Here is a 15036-nt window from a genome sequence, read left to right as displayed (position 1 = left end):
ACAGTATACCAAAGGTCTTCAATTTTCTCCATAATCGATATCGGCGGAGTACACTTTATGCTGCCGACCTTCCCGATCGACGACTAGCAGCACTCCTTCCTGGTCGAGACCAAGCGCTTTCCCTTCGATCGTATGGTGCAAAGTTCGGACGGTCACCACACGCCCCAGCGAGTAAGATTTTTGTTCCCACTCCTGGCGGACCCGGGCAAAGCCATGCTGCAAATAATCGAGATAATAAAATTCAAAATGCCGGCAGAAAGCTTGTATCAGACTGGCTCGCCGCAAGACGCGGCCCGTTTCCATGCGCAGTGAGGTGGCAATTTGCCGCAAATCTTCGGGAAAATCATCCGATGTTACGTTGACATTGACGCCCATCCCGATTACCAGGTAGTGAATCCGGTCAGACTCGGCATGCATTTCCGTCAGGATGCCGCATACTTTTTTGCCGCCGATCAACAGATCATTCGGCCATTTGATCTGGACCGGCAAAGAAGTCTGTTCTTCGATCGCCCGCGCCATCGCCACAGCCGTCAGCAAGGTAAGCTGCGGCGCTTTTGGCAACGGAATGTTTGGCCGAATAATCAAGCTCATCCAAATGCCCGTTCCTTGGGGGGAATGCCACTTTCTGCCCAGTCGTCCCTTTCCGCCTGTCTGTTGATCGGCGATGACCAGCGTGCCCTCGGGCGTCCCTTTGCCAGCGGCCTCATGAGCGAGCGGCTGGGTCGAGGCAACGCTATCGTAAGCAATGACGGTTTGACCGATCAGCTCGGTTGACAGCCCAGCCGTAATTTCGGCGGCTGTCACCGCATCCGGCGCTCCCAGCAGGCGATAGCCCGACTTGCGAACCGCTTCAATCCGGTATCCGTCTTTGCGTAATTCTTCGATATGTTTCCAAACAGCCGTCCGCGTACAATGGCAAGCTTGGCTTAAATATTCCCCGGAGACAAATTGATCCGGATTGGCATGAAATTCTTTAAGTATTTTTTGTTTGATATGCATCCCGTTCCACCTCTTTTTTTGCCGCTGCAAGCAGCGTCTCTGGCCTGTTGGCCAACCCATGCAAAGCCACCTGAACCAACAACGCTTGCAACACGCGTCCGATCCAGTCCCCCGGTTTTTTTTGCAGGTGCAACTGCAAGTCCTTCCCGCTGACTGTCAAATCTTGCAAAGTTTTTACCGGCAGCTGTTGGTAAGCCGCGTCGACCTCTGTATGTAAATCGGTTGGCTGCGCCGCATGCCAGCAAGCCATCAGCAAAGAAGCAAGCTGCAGGCAACGTTGCCGGCCAACGTTTAGCAACAAGGGCGCCCACTTGACAGATTCCGGCCTGTCCCACTCCGGGGCAACTCGCAAAAGCAGTGCAGCCAATCGGCCGATTTCCGCCTGTTCTTTATTGGACATGCGCAAAAAATGCGTCAATTCCGCTGTCTGACGCTGTCTGCTGCCAGCGGCATAAAACAGCAAAGACCATTTTTCCGGGAGGGTCGTCAAATGGACAAGCCGCCATGCCTGCGTTTCCGCAGAGGCAAACAGTTTTGGCAACCCCCATTCGGCATAGCCGCGCAACAGCCCTGTCTCGCCAATGATCCGAAAGCCTTGCTGCGGGAATGCGCCGTTCAGCAGCTTGTTCAATTCGTCGCGCATTCGTTCAACGGCAATCCGCGGCAAAAAGTCTGCGCTCTGTTTCATCGCTTCATAGGTCAACGGCTCGATCTCGAACCCAAGCTGTGCGGCAAACCGGGCCGCGCGCAACAAACGCAAGGCATCCTCGGCAAACCGCTGCTTCGGCTCACCAACCGCCCGGATGATACGCTGGCGCAAATCGGCTAGGCCGTGAAATGGATCAAACAGTGTGCCTGCTCGATCCATCGCGATCGCATTGATCGTGAAATCGCGCCGCTGCAAATCCTCTGTCAAGTCAGAGACGAACTGAACTTCGTCCGGCCGGCGGAAATCCCGATAGTTGCCTTCCACACGGAATGTGGTTACTTCAAACAAAGCATCCCCCTGCTTGACGGTCACCGTCCCGTGCTGCAAACCGGTCGGAATATGCTCGGGAAAAAGACGCATGACATCGCGCGGATGGGCATTTGTGCATATATCTATATCGTGAACCGGTCTTCCCAGCAACCAATCCCGCACGCATCCCCCGACGAAGTACGCTTCGAACCCGTTCTCTTCCAACCTCGCCAGGATCTGGTTCGCCTGTTCTTTTAACATCGCCCATCCCCTTTCGCTTCGCCGAATCGAGCATTTAACGCAAGGAGGCACTGCCTATGAAAATCTTGATGGCGATTTTTATCGTTCTCTCCAAGCTGCTCCAGTCAACGACCCGACACAAACTGTAACCGCTTATCAAAGCAGCCGCTCGTATAACGATTCATAAGCGGTTGCGATGGTTTCATGACAAAACTCTTGATTGGATCGTTGAATTCCGTTATTGGAAAACTGACGGTACAACTGTTCATCTTCCAGCAGCCGCAACGTTCTGGCAGCCAATCGCTCCACATCGCCAATCGGACAGAGGAAGCCAGTCACTTCATCAATGACCACTTCCGGGATGCCGCCCGCATTGGTAGCGACCACCGGCACACCGCAAGCCATCGCTTCCAACGCCACCAAGCCAAAGCTTTCCTTTTCCGACGGCAGCAGCATGACGTCGGCCAAAGAGATCACTTCGGCTACATCTTCCTGTTTGCCCAAATAAATGACATCATCTTGCAACCCCCACTCGTTCAGCTGATTGCGCACTTCGCACCAGTCTGGACCTTCGCCGACAAGAATCAATTTTGCCGGCATCTGTTGATGAACGCGGCGGAAAACTTCCACCACATCCCGCGTCCGCTTGACTGGACGAAAGTTGGAGATGTGCATAATGATTTTCTCGCCTTGCGGAGCAAACCGTTTTTTTAATTCATCGACTTGTTTGGGGTAGTAGCGGCGTTTGTCGACGAAATTGTAGATAGTGGTGATTTCTTTTTCTACTTGAAGCAAGCGCCTCGTCTCTTTGATCAGATCGTTGGAGACGGCGGTAACCGCATCGCTTTGTTCAATCCCGAACCGGATCATCTCGCTCAGGCTGGAATCGTAACCCAAAACCGTAATGTCCGTTCCGTGCAACGTGGTTACGATTTTCAAATGATCCCCGACCATTTGCTTGGCCAAATAGGCACAAAGCGCGTGAGGCACCGCATAGTGCACATGCAGGATGTCCAGCTTTTCGTTTCTTGCTACTTGGGCCATGCGATTGGCCAATGTCAAATCATAGGGAGGATATTTAAAAACATCATAATGATTCACTTCTACTTCATGATAATAAATGTTGGGGTGAAAACTTCCCAAGCGAAATGGCATGCCAGAGGTGATAAAATGAACGCGATGCCCTCTTTCCGCCAAAAGTTTACCCAATTCCGTGGCGACTACACCTGAACCGCCCAACGAAGGGTAACAAGTAATCCCGATATTCATCCTCGTACTCTCCTTTAGCTCTGTCCAAGGTTTGATCAGGAGTTTACAAGCCGTTTACAACAAACGGAGTAGCACTGATAAAACCCTCACCATACTGCACGCCTGTCTGCTGGCCAAACAGGCGCTCCCGATAAGCGACCGCTTCGATATAACCATTGTTGAGCGGGGTGCTTACGCTATTTTCTTCCCGTTCAAACTGACTGCGATAGCAACGCAAAACATCCAGTTTTTGCTCATATACGTCGCTGACATCGACCACGATACCGGGAGCCGCCGGCGAATTGATAAAATAATAAAGCAAGCGGCTGGGGCGATACGCCGGCCACTGCGGATCCGCATGGTATTTGTATATGCCGGCATTAAACACCGCTTCGCGGACGATGCGGCTCACGCTCTCGTGGTCAGGGTGACGATCTTGCCAATAAGGAGCCAAGACCACTTCCGGACGCGTCTGCCGGATCAGTTCGACAACCCGCTCGATCGCCTGTTCGCGAACTGGCTCCAGTCCGCGATCGGGGAAAGCAAAATTGTACCGGGCGGTTAAGCCGATCAATTCGGATGCTGCCGCCGCTTCTGCCTGCCGTCTCTCCACCGTGCCGTTGGAGGAAAGCTCCGCCAACGTAAGATCGAGAATGCCGACGCGCTTTCCGGCCTTGGCAGCTTTTAACAAGGTTGCCGCCGCGCCAATCTCGACGTCATCAGGATGGGCGCCAATCGCTAAAATGTCTAATGATTCCATGATCGTTACTGCTCCTTGTGAATAATTTCTCGCCATGCGATTTGGTCGTTGGCTAACGCGGTCAGCAAAATTTCCGCTGTCCCCATATTGGTCGCCACCGGAATTTTGTGAACATCGCACAAGCGGATCAGTGCCTGTATGTCAGGCTCGTGGGGTTGAGCCGCCAATGGATCGCGCAAAAAGATGATAACATCCATTTCGTTGCGGGCAATCATGGCACCAATTTGCTGATCGCCCCCTAATGGCCCGGACAAAAATCTTGTCACTTGCAGAGAAGTAGCTTCCATAATCCGCTGCCCTGTCGTTCCGGTCGCGAACAACTCGTGTTTGGCCAGGATCAATTCATAGGCGAGGGTCAACTGAACCATTTCCTCTTTTTTACGATCATGCGCGATCAGTGCAATTTTCAAGCGAATCCTCTCCCCTTGCGTTTTATCGTCTTTTAGTCAAGCAAATGTTCCAGACCGTAGACAAGCTGCTCCAGGTTGACAACCGCCTTGATCGCCATGTTGACGCCTGGCATAAACGATTCCCGGCTGATGGAGTCATGGCGAATCGACAAGGTTTGGCCGGTCGCGCCAAACAGCACCTCTTGGTGAGCAACCAAGCCAGGCAATCGGACACTGTGGATGCGGAAGCCGTCATAGTCGGCTCCTCTCGCGCCCGCGATGCTCTCTTCTTCGTCGGGATGACCCTGGCGCAGCGTGTTGCGGCTTGCTGCGATCATTTCTGCCGTCTTGATCGCCGTTCCGCTTGGCGCATCCAACTTCCGATCATGGTGGAGTTCAATAATTTCCACGTGCGGCATGTATTTGGCCGCCATCGCCGCAAATTTCATGCACAAAATGGCACCGATCGCAAAGTTCGGAGCGATCACCCCGCCCAATCCCGCCGTTTTGTACTGTTCGGTCAATTCGGCGATCTGTTCGGCAGTCAACCCGGTTGTGCCGACCACAGGGCGAATCCCCAGCTGCAAAGCGAGTTGCAAGTGTCGGTATACATGCTGCGGTGTCGTGAAATCGACCAGCACATCCGGCTGCAATTGCGCAAACCGTGCTTTTACTTCTTCATCTGTTCCTCTTGTATCGATGGGGCCGACATACAGCAACCCTGGATCTCCCTGGACCATTTTTACAGCTTCCTGCCCCATTCTCCCATTTGCTCCCGCTATGGTTACGCGAATTTGTTTATCTTCAGCCATATACGCTACTCCTCTATTCTTGTCCAGCGATCTTTATCGCGTGTATTAAATTTGTGCATAATACGGTCAAACGCTTCCTGCAAATCAATGCCGAGCGAGTTGGCAAAGCATAAAACAATAAACAAGACGTCTCCCAGCTCTTCTTCAACTGTTTTTTCCGCCTCATCGCTTTTTTTCGGCTTTTCTCCATAATAATGATTAATTTCACGCGCCAGCTCGCCAACCTCTTCCGTCATGCGCGCCATCATGGCCAAGGGCGAAAAGTACCCTTCTTTAAATTGGGAAATGTATTGGTCGACCTCTGCTTGGATCTGTTGCAAGGTTTTCCGATTTTGACTTTCCATGCAGACACTCCTTTTTCCATACTGTTCAGCCCAGCTTCAGGTTTTGTCTAAATTTATCCTAACCGATCTGCCGCGTTTTGCCAAATCCTAAAGATTCACTTTGTGGACAAGGCTATATCGCTGCTTTATAATGGCACTGGTAGTTGTTTACAAGGGAGCGAAAATACGGATGAATCTTCGATTAAAAAGCATCGCAGCCATTATTATCGGTTCGGCCATTATGGGGTTCGGGATCAACTCCTTCAACATACCGAATAACTTGGCGGAAGGCGGGATTACCGGGGTCAGCATCATCATCAAACTGTTGCTTCCCCTTCTCGATCAAGGGATCGTCTATTTTGTGCTAAACGTACCTTTGTTCTTTTTGGGATGGAAGATACTGGGGCGCACTTCCTTTGTTTATACGTTGATCGGCACGATCGCCCTTTCTTTGTTTCTCTCCCTTTTTGCCTCTCTGCCGCATCCGCCGGCGCTGGAAGACCGACTGCTCGCTTCATTGTATGCAGGGGTGACCGTGGGGGCCGGTCTTGGCATCATTTTCCGCTATGGGGGAACGACCGGAGGGACAGACATCATCGCCCGCATGGTGCAAAAATACTTTGGCATCAGCATGGGGCGGACACTGTTTATTTTTGATATGGCGGTCATTGCCATTTCGCTGGTCTATCTAAGTCTGGAAAGCGCGATGTACACCCTGGTAGCCGTTTTCATCTCCGCCAGAGTCATCGATTTCTTCCAGGACGGTTCTTATGCCGGAAGAGCCCTGACGATCATTTCCGACAAAGCCGACGAGATCGCCAAGCAAATCCTTGAGCTCGGCCGTGGCGTTACGCTGCTGACCGGAAAAGGCGCATATTCTGGCGAACACAAAAATGTCGTTTATGTCGTCGTCAGTCGCAACGAAGTGGTCCGCTTCAAAAATATCGTTCAAAACCTGGATCCGCACGCCTTTGTCATTGTCAACGATGTGCACGAAGTGCTGGGGGAAGGTTTCACCCTCGATGAGAACAAACAACCGCTGAACGAATAACCGAATCGTGGTTTTTAATACGAGGCAACCCCCTGCCATTGCGGACAGGGGGTTGTAACGTTGCCTGCTGTTAAATTGTATTCGCTTGCTCGCCATCATATTTTTTCCAGGCTGCATAAGCAAGCGCCATACTCACTGCGAAAAAAATGGAGAAAATGATGGCAAACGGTGAATGCGGACTCATCAAGGTAGCGAAAGCACTCCGCTCTTTCCCCGTAAAAGCTTCCTGCATGTCTGTGCTCAGTTCGCGCAACGTCTCTCTGACAAGCTGCCAATCAATATCGTCTTTGCGAATTTCTCTGGCCAACAATTCATAATCCGCCACGATCCGATTCATTTCCGCTTCCGTCAATTGGACGCTCATGCCTGGCTTGATCGCCAAAAACAAACGATAATTTTCATCGAATTGCGCCCGAAACTCGGTTAACTCCCGTTCAACGGAAGCATCCAACAGATTTTGCATCTGATTGGCATAAGACGCATAGTAATCTCTCCACATCGGCCGATCGGCGTTGCGCAACGCATCAATCGCGACTCTGACCTGGGTGGCATGCCAAAGCAACGCTGCTTCGTCAGCTTCTCCTCCCGTAAACACTTTTTTTGCCGCCAAAATAGACTGCGTCACCGCATGCAAGCTTTCGATTCTTATGGAACCGGGCAAGACCGTGTTGGGAAACGTCTGCGCAAGCTGGTTCATTCTTACCTGAGCTGCCTCGATTTCTTTCTTTTTGGTCAGCGTGAGCAACTCAGCCGCTGTTTTATCCAGTTGGATCAATTCATCGAGCTCTGTCGGTTTTTCCAGTTTGACCACGAAATAACCGATGGGCAATGCGAGAAGCAACCCGGCCAGAAACAAAGTTAGCAAAATTTTCGCGTTTCTCTTCAACAGAAAAAACCTCCTTCCACAGTACAGCCTATGGGAAGGAGGACAAGATTAGACCTTGTTTTGCGTAAGTTTGCTGTTTAAAAACCAGATCAAGGAAATGGATATCAGACTTAACAGCACGGTGCAAAGACCGACGATCCCCGTATAGGGAACAAGTACATCCGGCAACCAGGGATGAATATCCATAACATAATCAAGAAAATCGTTGTTCAATGTCCATAATGCTGCGATTCCCACCGGCAGCCAGCTCAACTGGTAAAACCGGCTGTATAACACTGACTCAACCGCCATGCCTCCATGTGAAATCAACAGCATAATATCGGTCCAATGGACTTCATTGCCTAGCGACCAGCCTGACAATATGACAGCAACAGCCCAAATCCCATACTTGAAGTTGGTAATTCCCGCCAACGCCTCTAATACAGGGATATGGCGACCAAGCAAATAGGTTAGCAACACCAAAGTGAACAAACCGCTCCCGGTTGGGCTATCGGGTACAAAAATGCGCAGATACGTTGGTGTATCGGCCAGCTGATTTCCATACCAGTAGAAGCCATAGATCGTTCCCAAGAAATTGATCACAAACAGCAACCACAGGAACCACTTCTTCTCTAAGGATTGCAAAAACCACTCCCATAACCAACTCATTTAATCGTCTCCCGCTCTTGGCCTGATCAACAAATCAGCAACAATTTTCAGGAAAGCCTCTGTTTCCTCTCCCTATCAGTATATAAGCTTTTCCCCTGCTTACTCAACAACGAATGCCATCCGTTTAGAATAAAAAGCCGACCGAGGTCAGCTTTTTACGGTGAACCTTATTTTAAACCTGCCATATACTCGGCCAGTTTTTTGATTTCTGCTTCATCCTTGATCAAACCAGCAGGCATGCCCGGCGGTTTTCCGTTTTTGATGATCCCTTCAATCTCTTCCGCGGAATACTTGCTTCCGATCTTTTGCAGGTTCGGTCCAACCATCCCTTCCATGTTGTTGCCGTGGCAACCCATGCAGGAGGTTTGCTTGGTCCAGATCTCATCAGGCTTGAAGTTGGGATCGCCGCTTGCTACAGCGCCTCCGCCAGCTTGATTGCTGGAATGGTGCAGAGAGTGTTCATGGTCGGCCGCCCAAGTCAGGTAGAAGATCCCGACCAAGCTTACCAGCATCAATCCGGTAGCAACCGGACGTTTTTTCGCACGACGCTCTTTGCCTTTATCCAACCAAGGAGCCAGCACCATTGCTCCAAAAGCTACTGCCGGAATAATGATGGTTCCCAAAACGACCCAGTCGCCCGACGCCCACGGATATTTCAGCAATTGGTACAGAAACAGGAAGTACCAGTCTGGCAACGGTACGAATGAAGTATCATTCGGGTTGGCTTTGTCGGTCAAAGGCGACGGATGAGACACCGTCAAAATCAGAAACCCGACCAGACATACTGCCGCAACCATCCATTCCTTAAGCAGAAAGTTTGGCCAGAAAGGCTCCGATTTACCCGGAAAATCCGAGTAGGAAGGAGCAATATTCGGGATGCGCTTCGCCGAAATTCTCGAGTCTCCGACGAAGGTAGCATCTTTATCGTGTTTTGCCATGCTATTTCCTCCTTTAATTGTCGAAGACTAAAATCATAGCGGACCTGAGATACCTTGAGCACGGATCATGATAAAGTGCCCAGCCAGCAAGCCCAGGAGAGCGCCCGGCAAGAAAAATACGTGGATCGCAAAGAAACGGGATAACGTTTGCGCCCCTACGATATCGCCGCCTGTCAACAAGGTTTTGATATACGGACCGATCAACGGTACGGAGTTGGCGATCTCCAAACCTACTTTTGTCGCGAAATAAGCGGTGTTGTCCCATGGCAGCAGATAGCCGGTGAAACCCAAGCCCAGCATGACGAAGAAGATCAACATGCCGACTACCCAGTTCAACTCGCGAGGTTTCTTGTAGGAACCTGTGAAAAATACGCGCAGCGTATGTAAAAACATCATGACGATGACCAAACTGGCACCCCAGTGATGCATACCGCGTACGATCACGCCGAAAGCGACTTCATTTTGCAGATATTTAACAGACTCGTACGCATTTACGATATCCGGAACGTAATACATCGTCAAAAACATTCCAGACAGGATTTGGATAACAGTAATAAAGAAGGTTAGTCCACCAAAGCAATATACGAACGCAGAAAAATGGTGCGCTGGGTTCACATGCTCGGGCACTTCATGGTCAGCCAAATCGCGCCACATTGGAGTGACATTCAGCCGTTCATCTACCCAATCATACATTTTTTGGATCATCTTATTCACTCACCCCCGGACGAGGATTTGGTTTGATTTTACCCAAATACAATTTTCCATCTTTGACTTCAGTTTCATATTCGTCAAGCGGTTTGGTTGGAGGCGTACCGATATATTGTTGACCGTTGATATTATATCGGCCTCCATGGCAAGGACAGTAATACTCATTTGGATAATCCGGGTTATCATTCCAGTTAACCGTACATCCCAAATGTTTACAAATCGGTGATAGAGCCAGAATCTCACCCTTGTCATTTTTTGTTACCCATGCAGACAATACAGAATCTGATTCATACCAACCATCCTTGGTGTGAACTTTGAATTCGACGCGTTTTGGTTCTGGACCAAATTCGTCTACGCTACCAACTGCTACTTTATCTCCACCAGCCGAAGCTTTTAATAATGGATCCACAGCAAAACGGATCATTGGAGTAATCATTCCTGCAGCAAGGAAACCGCCCGTTCCCATGAGTGCGTAGTTCAAAAATGTGCGTCTTGAGATCTCCCGTTTCTCACTCATCTCTTCTTTCCCTCCTTATCTTGTGGTTTCGCGTACGAAGTTTAATTTAATACACATTTACACTAGGTCAATCCCAATCATAGCTAACCAATTTTTAGATGTCAAGAATATCCATAGGAGATCAGAATATACAAAAGCTGTAAATGCCAAGATTGTTAGCATTTTGTCAAATATGTAACAACAATCCTTTTTTAGTATGACCAAACTTGCTTTCTTATCGTTTTTGCCAGAGCGCTAAAATCTCTTGATAGAGAACATCGACGGTAATCGCAAAGCGCAATTCCGAATCCAGTTCCTCATTGCTGATGGCCAAATAGGCGACCTTGCTTGCCTCGTTGACGGAGCGAACGCGGACCGGTTGTCCGCCAAAGTGCAGAACGACATAAAACGGGAAAGCATCGGGGGCCATAAGCTCCGCTTGCTCCTCTGCCATTTGGTAGCGAAGCGGATACAACAGCATCCGTCCTTTCAACCGTCTTTCCAAGGCTGCGGCGATATTCGTCAAATAGGCCATCTGCAGCGCGTGGGTGGGGATGGCAACTGCCGATTGATAAAAATAAATTGGGAGAAGCGCGGTGTCGACGTATGGCCGCAGCTCCTCCCATTTGTTCAAATCTTCACTCGTCCACTGCATCCAACATTTCTCCTCTTCGCTGGTTTGCCACTCTACAGTTCTCTACAGTTAGAGTAGCATGACCAGAGAACGCTTGCAATCAGCCTGTTTCTGTCTGTTCATAGGCAATAATCGCTTTTAACTCTGTTGTCAGCAGCAAAAACTCTTCCTTGTCCTTTTTGGCCAAAGCGCGATCAATTTGCTCGTACAGCGTCTTCTTGCGGTGGCTTCGCACCTGTTCATCCATTACGAGTTCCGACAACAAACCTGCCACCATGCTATTGTTACCATAATACATGTTATGTCCGTAAAAACTGGACCGATCCATACCAATCCCTCATTTCAAAAGTATAGTCGTGTCAACAAAACCATTGTAAGAGCCAAGCCACGCCTGACTGGCTGAAGTTGTCGTATACATCCATTCTTGCTCAGCGCTTTGTCCAACCTTGAGCAAACCAAGATGGACCATCATTTTCAACACACGGTTGGATAAAATATCAATCGGTTCGTCATAATAAAAAGGCTTGATCCACGGCAGCAGCAATCCGGACAATTGCGACTGGGCAATCCACCTTCCCGCTGACAGAAGCGGGATTAACTGAACCAGCATCGGCAAATTGGGAATCGCTCGTTTGTACAGGCGAAGCCAAAAGCGGATCAACTCGTGATAATGCTCGGCGACTGCCGGATCAGCGATCAATTCCCTTCCCTGATCAGTGATTCTGACAAATCCGCCGTTCTCTTCGATATAACGCCGAAAGTAGCAAAAGTCATAGAGCAAGGAAAACCGGTCGGGGTACAAATCGAAATGCAATCCGTAACCAAACCGCCATTTCTGCGGCGGCAACGGAGCTTCCTTCACGTTGAGGAACTGGAACAACTGCGTTTGATATCGTTTGTACATACCTCCGTCCGCTGTCAGCGGGATCGGTTCCGCTTCCAGAAAGCGAAGGAATTGCAGCATGTCATCGCACAGCGCTGTGCCCTCGTCGCGGTACCCCAACGGCTCCACCATGTCCGCCTGCCAATCTTTCGTCTGTGATTCCAGCCAGGCGTAAATGTAAGGTTCACGCAGATCATGAGGGGTTTGATATTGCCCTGCCCCTGTCCCTTTTGCCGGAAAGATCCAGCCGCGTTTCAACGCGCCGGCAATCAACCGTCGAGCTTCTTCTTTCGTTTTCTCCGCCGTTGCGGCCAAAGCGATGCTTGCCTTGGCCAACAGATCCTCCAGCGAAAACAGCAGACGTTTGTCCAAAAAGAGCAGCAACAGAAAATGTGCTTCGATCGGGGTCAATTTTTGCACTTCCAGCTTGATCGTGTGCCGATGTTGCAAATTGGCCAGCAATGACGTAATCAATTCGTTTTTGGAGTGAGGATTGCATTCGCAACCGTAATGCTCCGCAATTTGGTGAAGCTGCTTAATATCTGTAAACACCAATATCTCAGCAAGTTTCAACAGAATCCCTTCTCACTTCGCTTGATTTACCAATCATTCTTGCCAACTTGCGGAAAAGTAAAACAGGGAGCCCGATTTCTCGGGCTCCCTGCATCGTTATTCCTCTTCGTCCGCGCTCCAGTCGTCCAGCAGCTTTTGGTATTTTTTCGCTTCCTCATACCGGCCTGCCTGTGTCAGCAACGCCGTTAAACGCTTCAGTTGCTCCAAATCAAAGCCGGACAGGTCGACGTATTTTTCCAACGTCACGATCGCTTTGTCCGTTTTGCCCAGGGACAGATGAATATCGGCCAGCAACGAATAAGCGGCCAAATACTCTTCATCAATCGCCAGCAATGTTTCAATCATCGTCTCGGCTTCCTGGAGATGACCTAAGTGGAAGGCCATCATGCCCGTATTAAACAGCAATTCCGGCGATCGTTCGATTTCCAGCGCCTGACGGTACGTCTGATAAGCCTGTTCGAACTCGCCTTTTTGCGCCAGCGTTCGCGCTTTGAACAGCAGTGCCTCCAAGCTGCTCACCCCGGCCTCTTCCAACAGTGCCAGCGCCTCTTCGGTCCGTCCTACCCGCACATACAAATTTCCTAAAGCGGCCGCGATGCTTTCATTTTCAGGTTCCATTTCTCGCGCCGCTTCCACATAGCGAAGAGCCACTTCATCCAACCCTTGCAAACTGTACAGGTCAGCCAGCAACAGATTGAGATCAATCCCTGCATACCCTTCTTCCTTCAGCTCATACAAGATGGTTTCGGCCTGATCCAGTTGATTCCCGTCCAGCAGTACTTCTGCCAACAACAGCTGGCATTCCTGCCGCATAGTGCGATTCATCGCATCTGTGCGGCTCAACAAGTCGTTCAACAGATCAGAAGCTGAATCAAGGTGTCCCAGTTGATACCAGACATCAGCCAAATAGAGCATCACTTCAGGCAAGTCTTTTCCATGCTCCTGCACTTTTTGCAATGCCTGCAACCCCAACTCGATCTCGTCATTTTCAATTCGCTTTACCGCCTCATCAATCACATACAGCCACTGTTTTGTCATTGCTTTCACCTCTATCAATCTTCGCAGAGCAGGAAAAGACCGTCCTGAGACGGTCTTTGCACATTACTCAACCAATTATGCTCTTGTAATCCAACTCATGCCAATCACTGTCACCAGTATACCAAAAAAACTAAGAATGATGCCATACTTTGGTTTAAACACGTCGGTTTTCTCTTCTTCCGGCATGATTTGTCCGGACACTTTGTCCACCTCTGCTGTATCGGCCGGCAACGGTTCACTGCTCACTATGTAAGTGCCGTCAGCATCGTGCAGGTTGGAAGAGATCACCGGCGTTTTTTCGGATATGCTGCTCATGGCGACGATTTCGCCATTCATGATCATAGCTTCTTCCGCTTCATCCGTTCGAGTATTCGTATAAAGCGTGAACGTGCACAGCATCAACAAGACGACAGCAGCGCTAATTCCAAGGCGTCTCATCTTCGCTGTCAGCGTAAACACTTTTTTCCCGATCGGGATCGCCCATTTTTCTTCGGAAAGTATGCGGGACATTACCGCATCAACGATCGACCTGGCGGTAGGTACAGGCGCATACTGTTCTTTGTTTAACTGAATCCATTCGCTGCTTTCTTTCCAGATGTGGTACTCTGATCGACAGCCGTCGCATACCGCCAAATGATTCTCAAACCGACGGCGTGTCATCTCAGGCAAATTGTGATCGGCATAGTCAGGGAGCAGTTCCTGAGCTTCTCTGCACATCATCTTTTATTCATCCCTTCAGCTTCTTCCAAATGAGGGTCCAAGATGTAGGTCTCCAACTCTGACTTGATCGTTTGCCGCGCACGGAATAATAAAGACTTTACTGAACTTACCGTCAGATCAAGAATGGATGCAATTTCGTTATAATCCATTTGCTCATATTCCCGTAAGATCAAAGCGGAACGCTGCTTTTCCGGCAGACTGTTGATCGCTTGGCGGACAAGCACTTCTCGCTCGTTTCGCAACAGTTGTTGTTCCGGCAATCGTTCCGGCGAAACAACAGGCACTTGGAGCGTATCCTCAAGATAAACGTCTGAATTCCGGCTTCTTCGCAATTCGCTTAAAACGGAGTTGCGGGCAATCGTGTATAACCACGTCGAGAAGGATGCTTCCACATCACGGAAAGAGTGTATATTTCGATACGCTTTATAAAAAGTTTCCTGGCAAATATCTTCAGCGACATGCTCCAAATGCGCCTGACGAAGCATGTGCGTGATAAACGTCAAGATTTTCTTTTCATAGCGGCGTATGAGCTCTGCATAACACTCGATATTGCCTTCTTTTATTTCACGAATAAGCTGGGAATCGGTCATTCTCAGGAATACCCCCTTGCGATTCCGACTCCCCGATAGCCTTTGACTATATAGACTTCCGGGGATTCCAAAAGTTGCGCTTTCTCATCATACTTTTTTTCGTGCTTTTTTTCTATATTTTTAGCAAAAAACCCCATAAAGT

General features: G+C 49.6%; 19 protein-coding genes. 1 reads left to right on the top strand and 18 read right to left on the bottom strand.

Translation table 11 applies throughout. From position 1 onward, the window contains the following. Positions 1 to 18 precede the first annotated feature (18 nt). The 7 genes from JOD01_RS01695 to JOD01_RS01665 form a co-directional block, all read right to left on the bottom strand. On the bottom strand, positions 19 to 999 hold the full coding sequence (locus tag JOD01_RS01695) for a biotin--[acetyl-CoA-carboxylase] ligase (RefSeq protein ID WP_204516475.1): 981 nt from the start codon (positions 997 to 999) through the stop codon (positions 19 to 21). Further along, positions 974 to 2218, bottom strand: coding sequence for a CCA tRNA nucleotidyltransferase (locus JOD01_RS01690; RefSeq protein ID WP_204516474.1), 1245 nt, complete (start codon positions 2216 to 2218; stop codon positions 974 to 976). The genes JOD01_RS01695 and JOD01_RS01690 overlap by 26 nt, the downstream gene beginning before the upstream one ends. A 135-nt stretch (positions 2219 to 2353) precedes the next feature. After that, positions 2354 to 3466 (bottom strand): N-acetyl-alpha-D-glucosaminyl L-malate synthase BshA, encoded by a 1113-nt coding sequence (gene bshA, locus JOD01_RS01685; RefSeq protein ID WP_204516473.1) that lies wholly within the window; start codon positions 3464 to 3466, stop codon positions 2354 to 2356. Positions 3467 to 3509: 43 nt separating this feature from the next. Then, a complete protein-coding gene (gene bshB1, locus JOD01_RS01680) occupies positions 3510 to 4205 on the bottom strand; it encodes a bacillithiol biosynthesis deacetylase BshB1 (protein WP_204516472.1) in 696 nt (231 codons plus the stop codon). A 5-nt stretch (positions 4206 to 4210) separates the two neighbouring features. Then, positions 4211 to 4615 (bottom strand): methylglyoxal synthase, encoded by a 405-nt coding sequence (gene mgsA, locus JOD01_RS01675; RefSeq protein ID WP_204516471.1) that lies wholly within the window; start codon positions 4613 to 4615, stop codon positions 4211 to 4213. Positions 4616 to 4647: 32 nt separating this feature from the next. Further along, entirely contained in the window at positions 4648 to 5406 is a 759-nt protein-coding gene (gene dapB / locus JOD01_RS01670; protein WP_204516470.1) for a 4-hydroxy-tetrahydrodipicolinate reductase, read from the bottom strand. Between the two features lie 5 nt (positions 5407 to 5411). Further along, positions 5412 to 5750 (bottom strand): nucleotide pyrophosphohydrolase, encoded by a 339-nt coding sequence (locus JOD01_RS01665; protein ID WP_204516469.1) that lies wholly within the window; start codon positions 5748 to 5750, stop codon positions 5412 to 5414. A 169-nt stretch (positions 5751 to 5919) separates the two neighbouring features. Between JOD01_RS01665 and JOD01_RS01660 the strand changes: the two genes are divergently transcribed. Then, the gene (locus JOD01_RS01660) at positions 5920 to 6780 is read left to right on the top strand and encodes a YitT family protein (RefSeq protein WP_204516468.1); all 861 of its coding nucleotides are present in this window, start codon (positions 5920 to 5922) and stop codon (positions 6778 to 6780) included. A 70-nt stretch (positions 6781 to 6850) separates the two neighbouring features. Here JOD01_RS01660 and JOD01_RS01655 read toward each other — a convergent pair whose 3' ends face one another. The 11 genes from JOD01_RS01655 to JOD01_RS01605 form a co-directional block, all read right to left on the bottom strand. Beyond that, the gene (locus tag JOD01_RS01655) at positions 6851 to 7666 is read right to left on the bottom strand and encodes a sporulation protein YpjB (protein WP_204516467.1); all 816 of its coding nucleotides are present in this window, start codon (positions 7664 to 7666) and stop codon (positions 6851 to 6853) included. Positions 7667 to 7714: 48 nt separating this feature from the next. Beyond that, positions 7715 to 8314 carry a DUF1405 domain-containing protein gene (locus JOD01_RS01650; protein WP_204516466.1) on the bottom strand — a complete coding sequence of 200 codons (600 nt, stop codon included), beginning with the start codon at positions 8312 to 8314 and terminating at the stop codon, positions 7715 to 7717. Between the two features lie 167 nt (positions 8315 to 8481). Continuing rightward, positions 8482 to 9252, bottom strand: a complete 771-nt coding sequence (locus JOD01_RS01645) for a menaquinol-cytochrome c reductase cytochrome b/c subunit (RefSeq protein WP_204516465.1) — start codon at positions 9250 to 9252, stop codon at positions 8482 to 8484. Positions 9253 to 9285: 33 nt separating this feature from the next. Continuing rightward, entirely contained in the window at positions 9286 to 9957 is a 672-nt protein-coding gene (gene qcrB / locus JOD01_RS01640; protein ID WP_204516464.1) for a menaquinol-cytochrome c reductase cytochrome b subunit, read from the bottom strand. Between the two features lies 1 nt (position 9958). Further along, entirely contained in the window at positions 9959 to 10477 is a 519-nt protein-coding gene (locus tag JOD01_RS01635; RefSeq protein ID WP_204516463.1) for a QcrA and Rieske domain-containing protein, read from the bottom strand. 214 nt (positions 10478 to 10691) lie between these two features. After that, positions 10692 to 11111 (bottom strand): DUF2487 family protein, encoded by a 420-nt coding sequence (locus JOD01_RS01630; RefSeq protein ID WP_204516462.1) that lies wholly within the window; start codon positions 11109 to 11111, stop codon positions 10692 to 10694. A gap of 79 nt (positions 11112 to 11190) precedes the next feature. Further along, positions 11191 to 11418, bottom strand: coding sequence for an IDEAL domain-containing protein (locus JOD01_RS01625; RefSeq protein WP_204516461.1), 228 nt, complete (start codon positions 11416 to 11418; stop codon positions 11191 to 11193). 9 nt (positions 11419 to 11427) lie between these two features. After that, positions 11428 to 12546: a hypothetical protein gene (locus JOD01_RS01620; RefSeq protein WP_204516460.1), complete on the bottom strand. Its 1119-nt coding sequence runs from the start codon at positions 12544 to 12546 to the stop codon at positions 11428 to 11430. Positions 12547 to 12642: 96 nt separating this feature from the next. Further along, positions 12643 to 13584 carry a tetratricopeptide repeat protein gene (locus JOD01_RS01615; RefSeq protein WP_204516459.1) on the bottom strand — a complete coding sequence of 314 codons (942 nt, stop codon included), beginning with the start codon at positions 13582 to 13584 and terminating at the stop codon, positions 12643 to 12645. A gap of 75 nt (positions 13585 to 13659) precedes the next feature. Further along, positions 13660 to 14304, bottom strand: coding sequence for an anti-sigma factor (locus JOD01_RS01610; RefSeq protein WP_204516458.1), 645 nt, complete (start codon positions 14302 to 14304; stop codon positions 13660 to 13662). Next, complete coding sequence (locus JOD01_RS01605) at positions 14301 to 14894, bottom strand: RNA polymerase sigma factor (protein WP_204516457.1); 594 nt, start codon at positions 14892 to 14894, stop codon at positions 14301 to 14303. Before JOD01_RS01605 ends, JOD01_RS01610 begins: the two co-directional genes overlap by 4 nt. Between the last annotated feature and the right edge of the window lie 142 nt (positions 14895 to 15036).

It is taken from the genome of Brevibacillus fulvus, assembly GCF_016908525.1.
Taxonomy (GTDB): Bacteria; Bacillota; Bacilli; order Brevibacillales; family Brevibacillaceae; genus Brevibacillus_G; species Brevibacillus_G fulvus.
The sequence above is the reverse complement of the archived record's forward strand: the minus strand, read 5'-3'. Positions and strand labels throughout refer to the sequence as shown.

Coding starts and splice junctions, on each gene's coding strand:
- JOD01_RS01695 (WP_204516475.1), bottom strand. CDS start 999: ATGCATATCAAACAAAAAATACTTAAAGAATTTCATGCCAATCCGGAT.
- JOD01_RS01690 (WP_204516474.1), bottom strand. CDS start 2,218: ATGTTAAAAGAACAGGCGAACCAGATCCTGGCGAGGTTGGAAGAGAAC.
- bshA (WP_204516473.1), bottom strand. CDS start 3,466: ATGAATATCGGGATTACTTGTTACCCTTCGTTGGGCGGTTCAGGTGTA.
- bshB1 (WP_204516472.1), bottom strand. CDS start 4,205: ATGGAATCATTAGACATTTTAGCGATTGGCGCCCATCCTGATGACGTC.
- dapB (WP_204516470.1), bottom strand. CDS start 5,406: ATGGCTGAAGATAAACAAATTCGCGTAACCATAGCGGGAGCAAATGGG.
- JOD01_RS01665 (WP_204516469.1), bottom strand. CDS start 5,750: ATGGAAAGTCAAAATCGGAAAACCTTGCAACAGATCCAAGCAGAGGTC.
- JOD01_RS01660 (WP_204516468.1), top strand. CDS start 5,920: ATGAATCTTCGATTAAAAAGCATCGCAGCCATTATTATCGGTTCGGCC.
- JOD01_RS01650 (WP_204516466.1), bottom strand. CDS start 8,314: ATGAGTTGGTTATGGGAGTGGTTTTTGCAATCCTTAGAGAAGAAGTGG.
- JOD01_RS01645 (WP_204516465.1), bottom strand. CDS start 9,252: ATGGCAAAACACGATAAAGATGCTACCTTCGTCGGAGACTCGAGAATT.
- qcrB (WP_204516464.1), bottom strand. CDS start 9,957: ATGATCCAAAAAATGTATGATTGGGTAGATGAACGGCTGAATGTCACT.
- JOD01_RS01635 (WP_204516463.1), bottom strand. CDS start 10,477: ATGAGTGAGAAACGGGAGATCTCAAGACGCACATTTTTGAACTACGCA.
- JOD01_RS01630 (WP_204516462.1), bottom strand. CDS start 11,111: ATGCAGTGGACGAGTGAAGATTTGAACAAATGGGAGGAGCTGCGGCCA.
- JOD01_RS01625 (WP_204516461.1), bottom strand. CDS start 11,418: ATGGATCGGTCCAGTTTTTACGGACATAACATGTATTATGGTAACAAT.
- JOD01_RS01615 (WP_204516459.1), bottom strand. CDS start 13,584: ATGACAAAACAGTGGCTGTATGTGATTGATGAGGCGGTAAAGCGAATT.
- JOD01_RS01610 (WP_204516458.1), bottom strand. CDS start 14,304: ATGATGTGCAGAGAAGCTCAGGAACTGCTCCCTGACTATGCCGATCAC.
- JOD01_RS01605 (WP_204516457.1), bottom strand. CDS start 14,894: ATGACCGATTCCCAGCTTATTCGTGAAATAAAAGAAGGCAATATCGAG.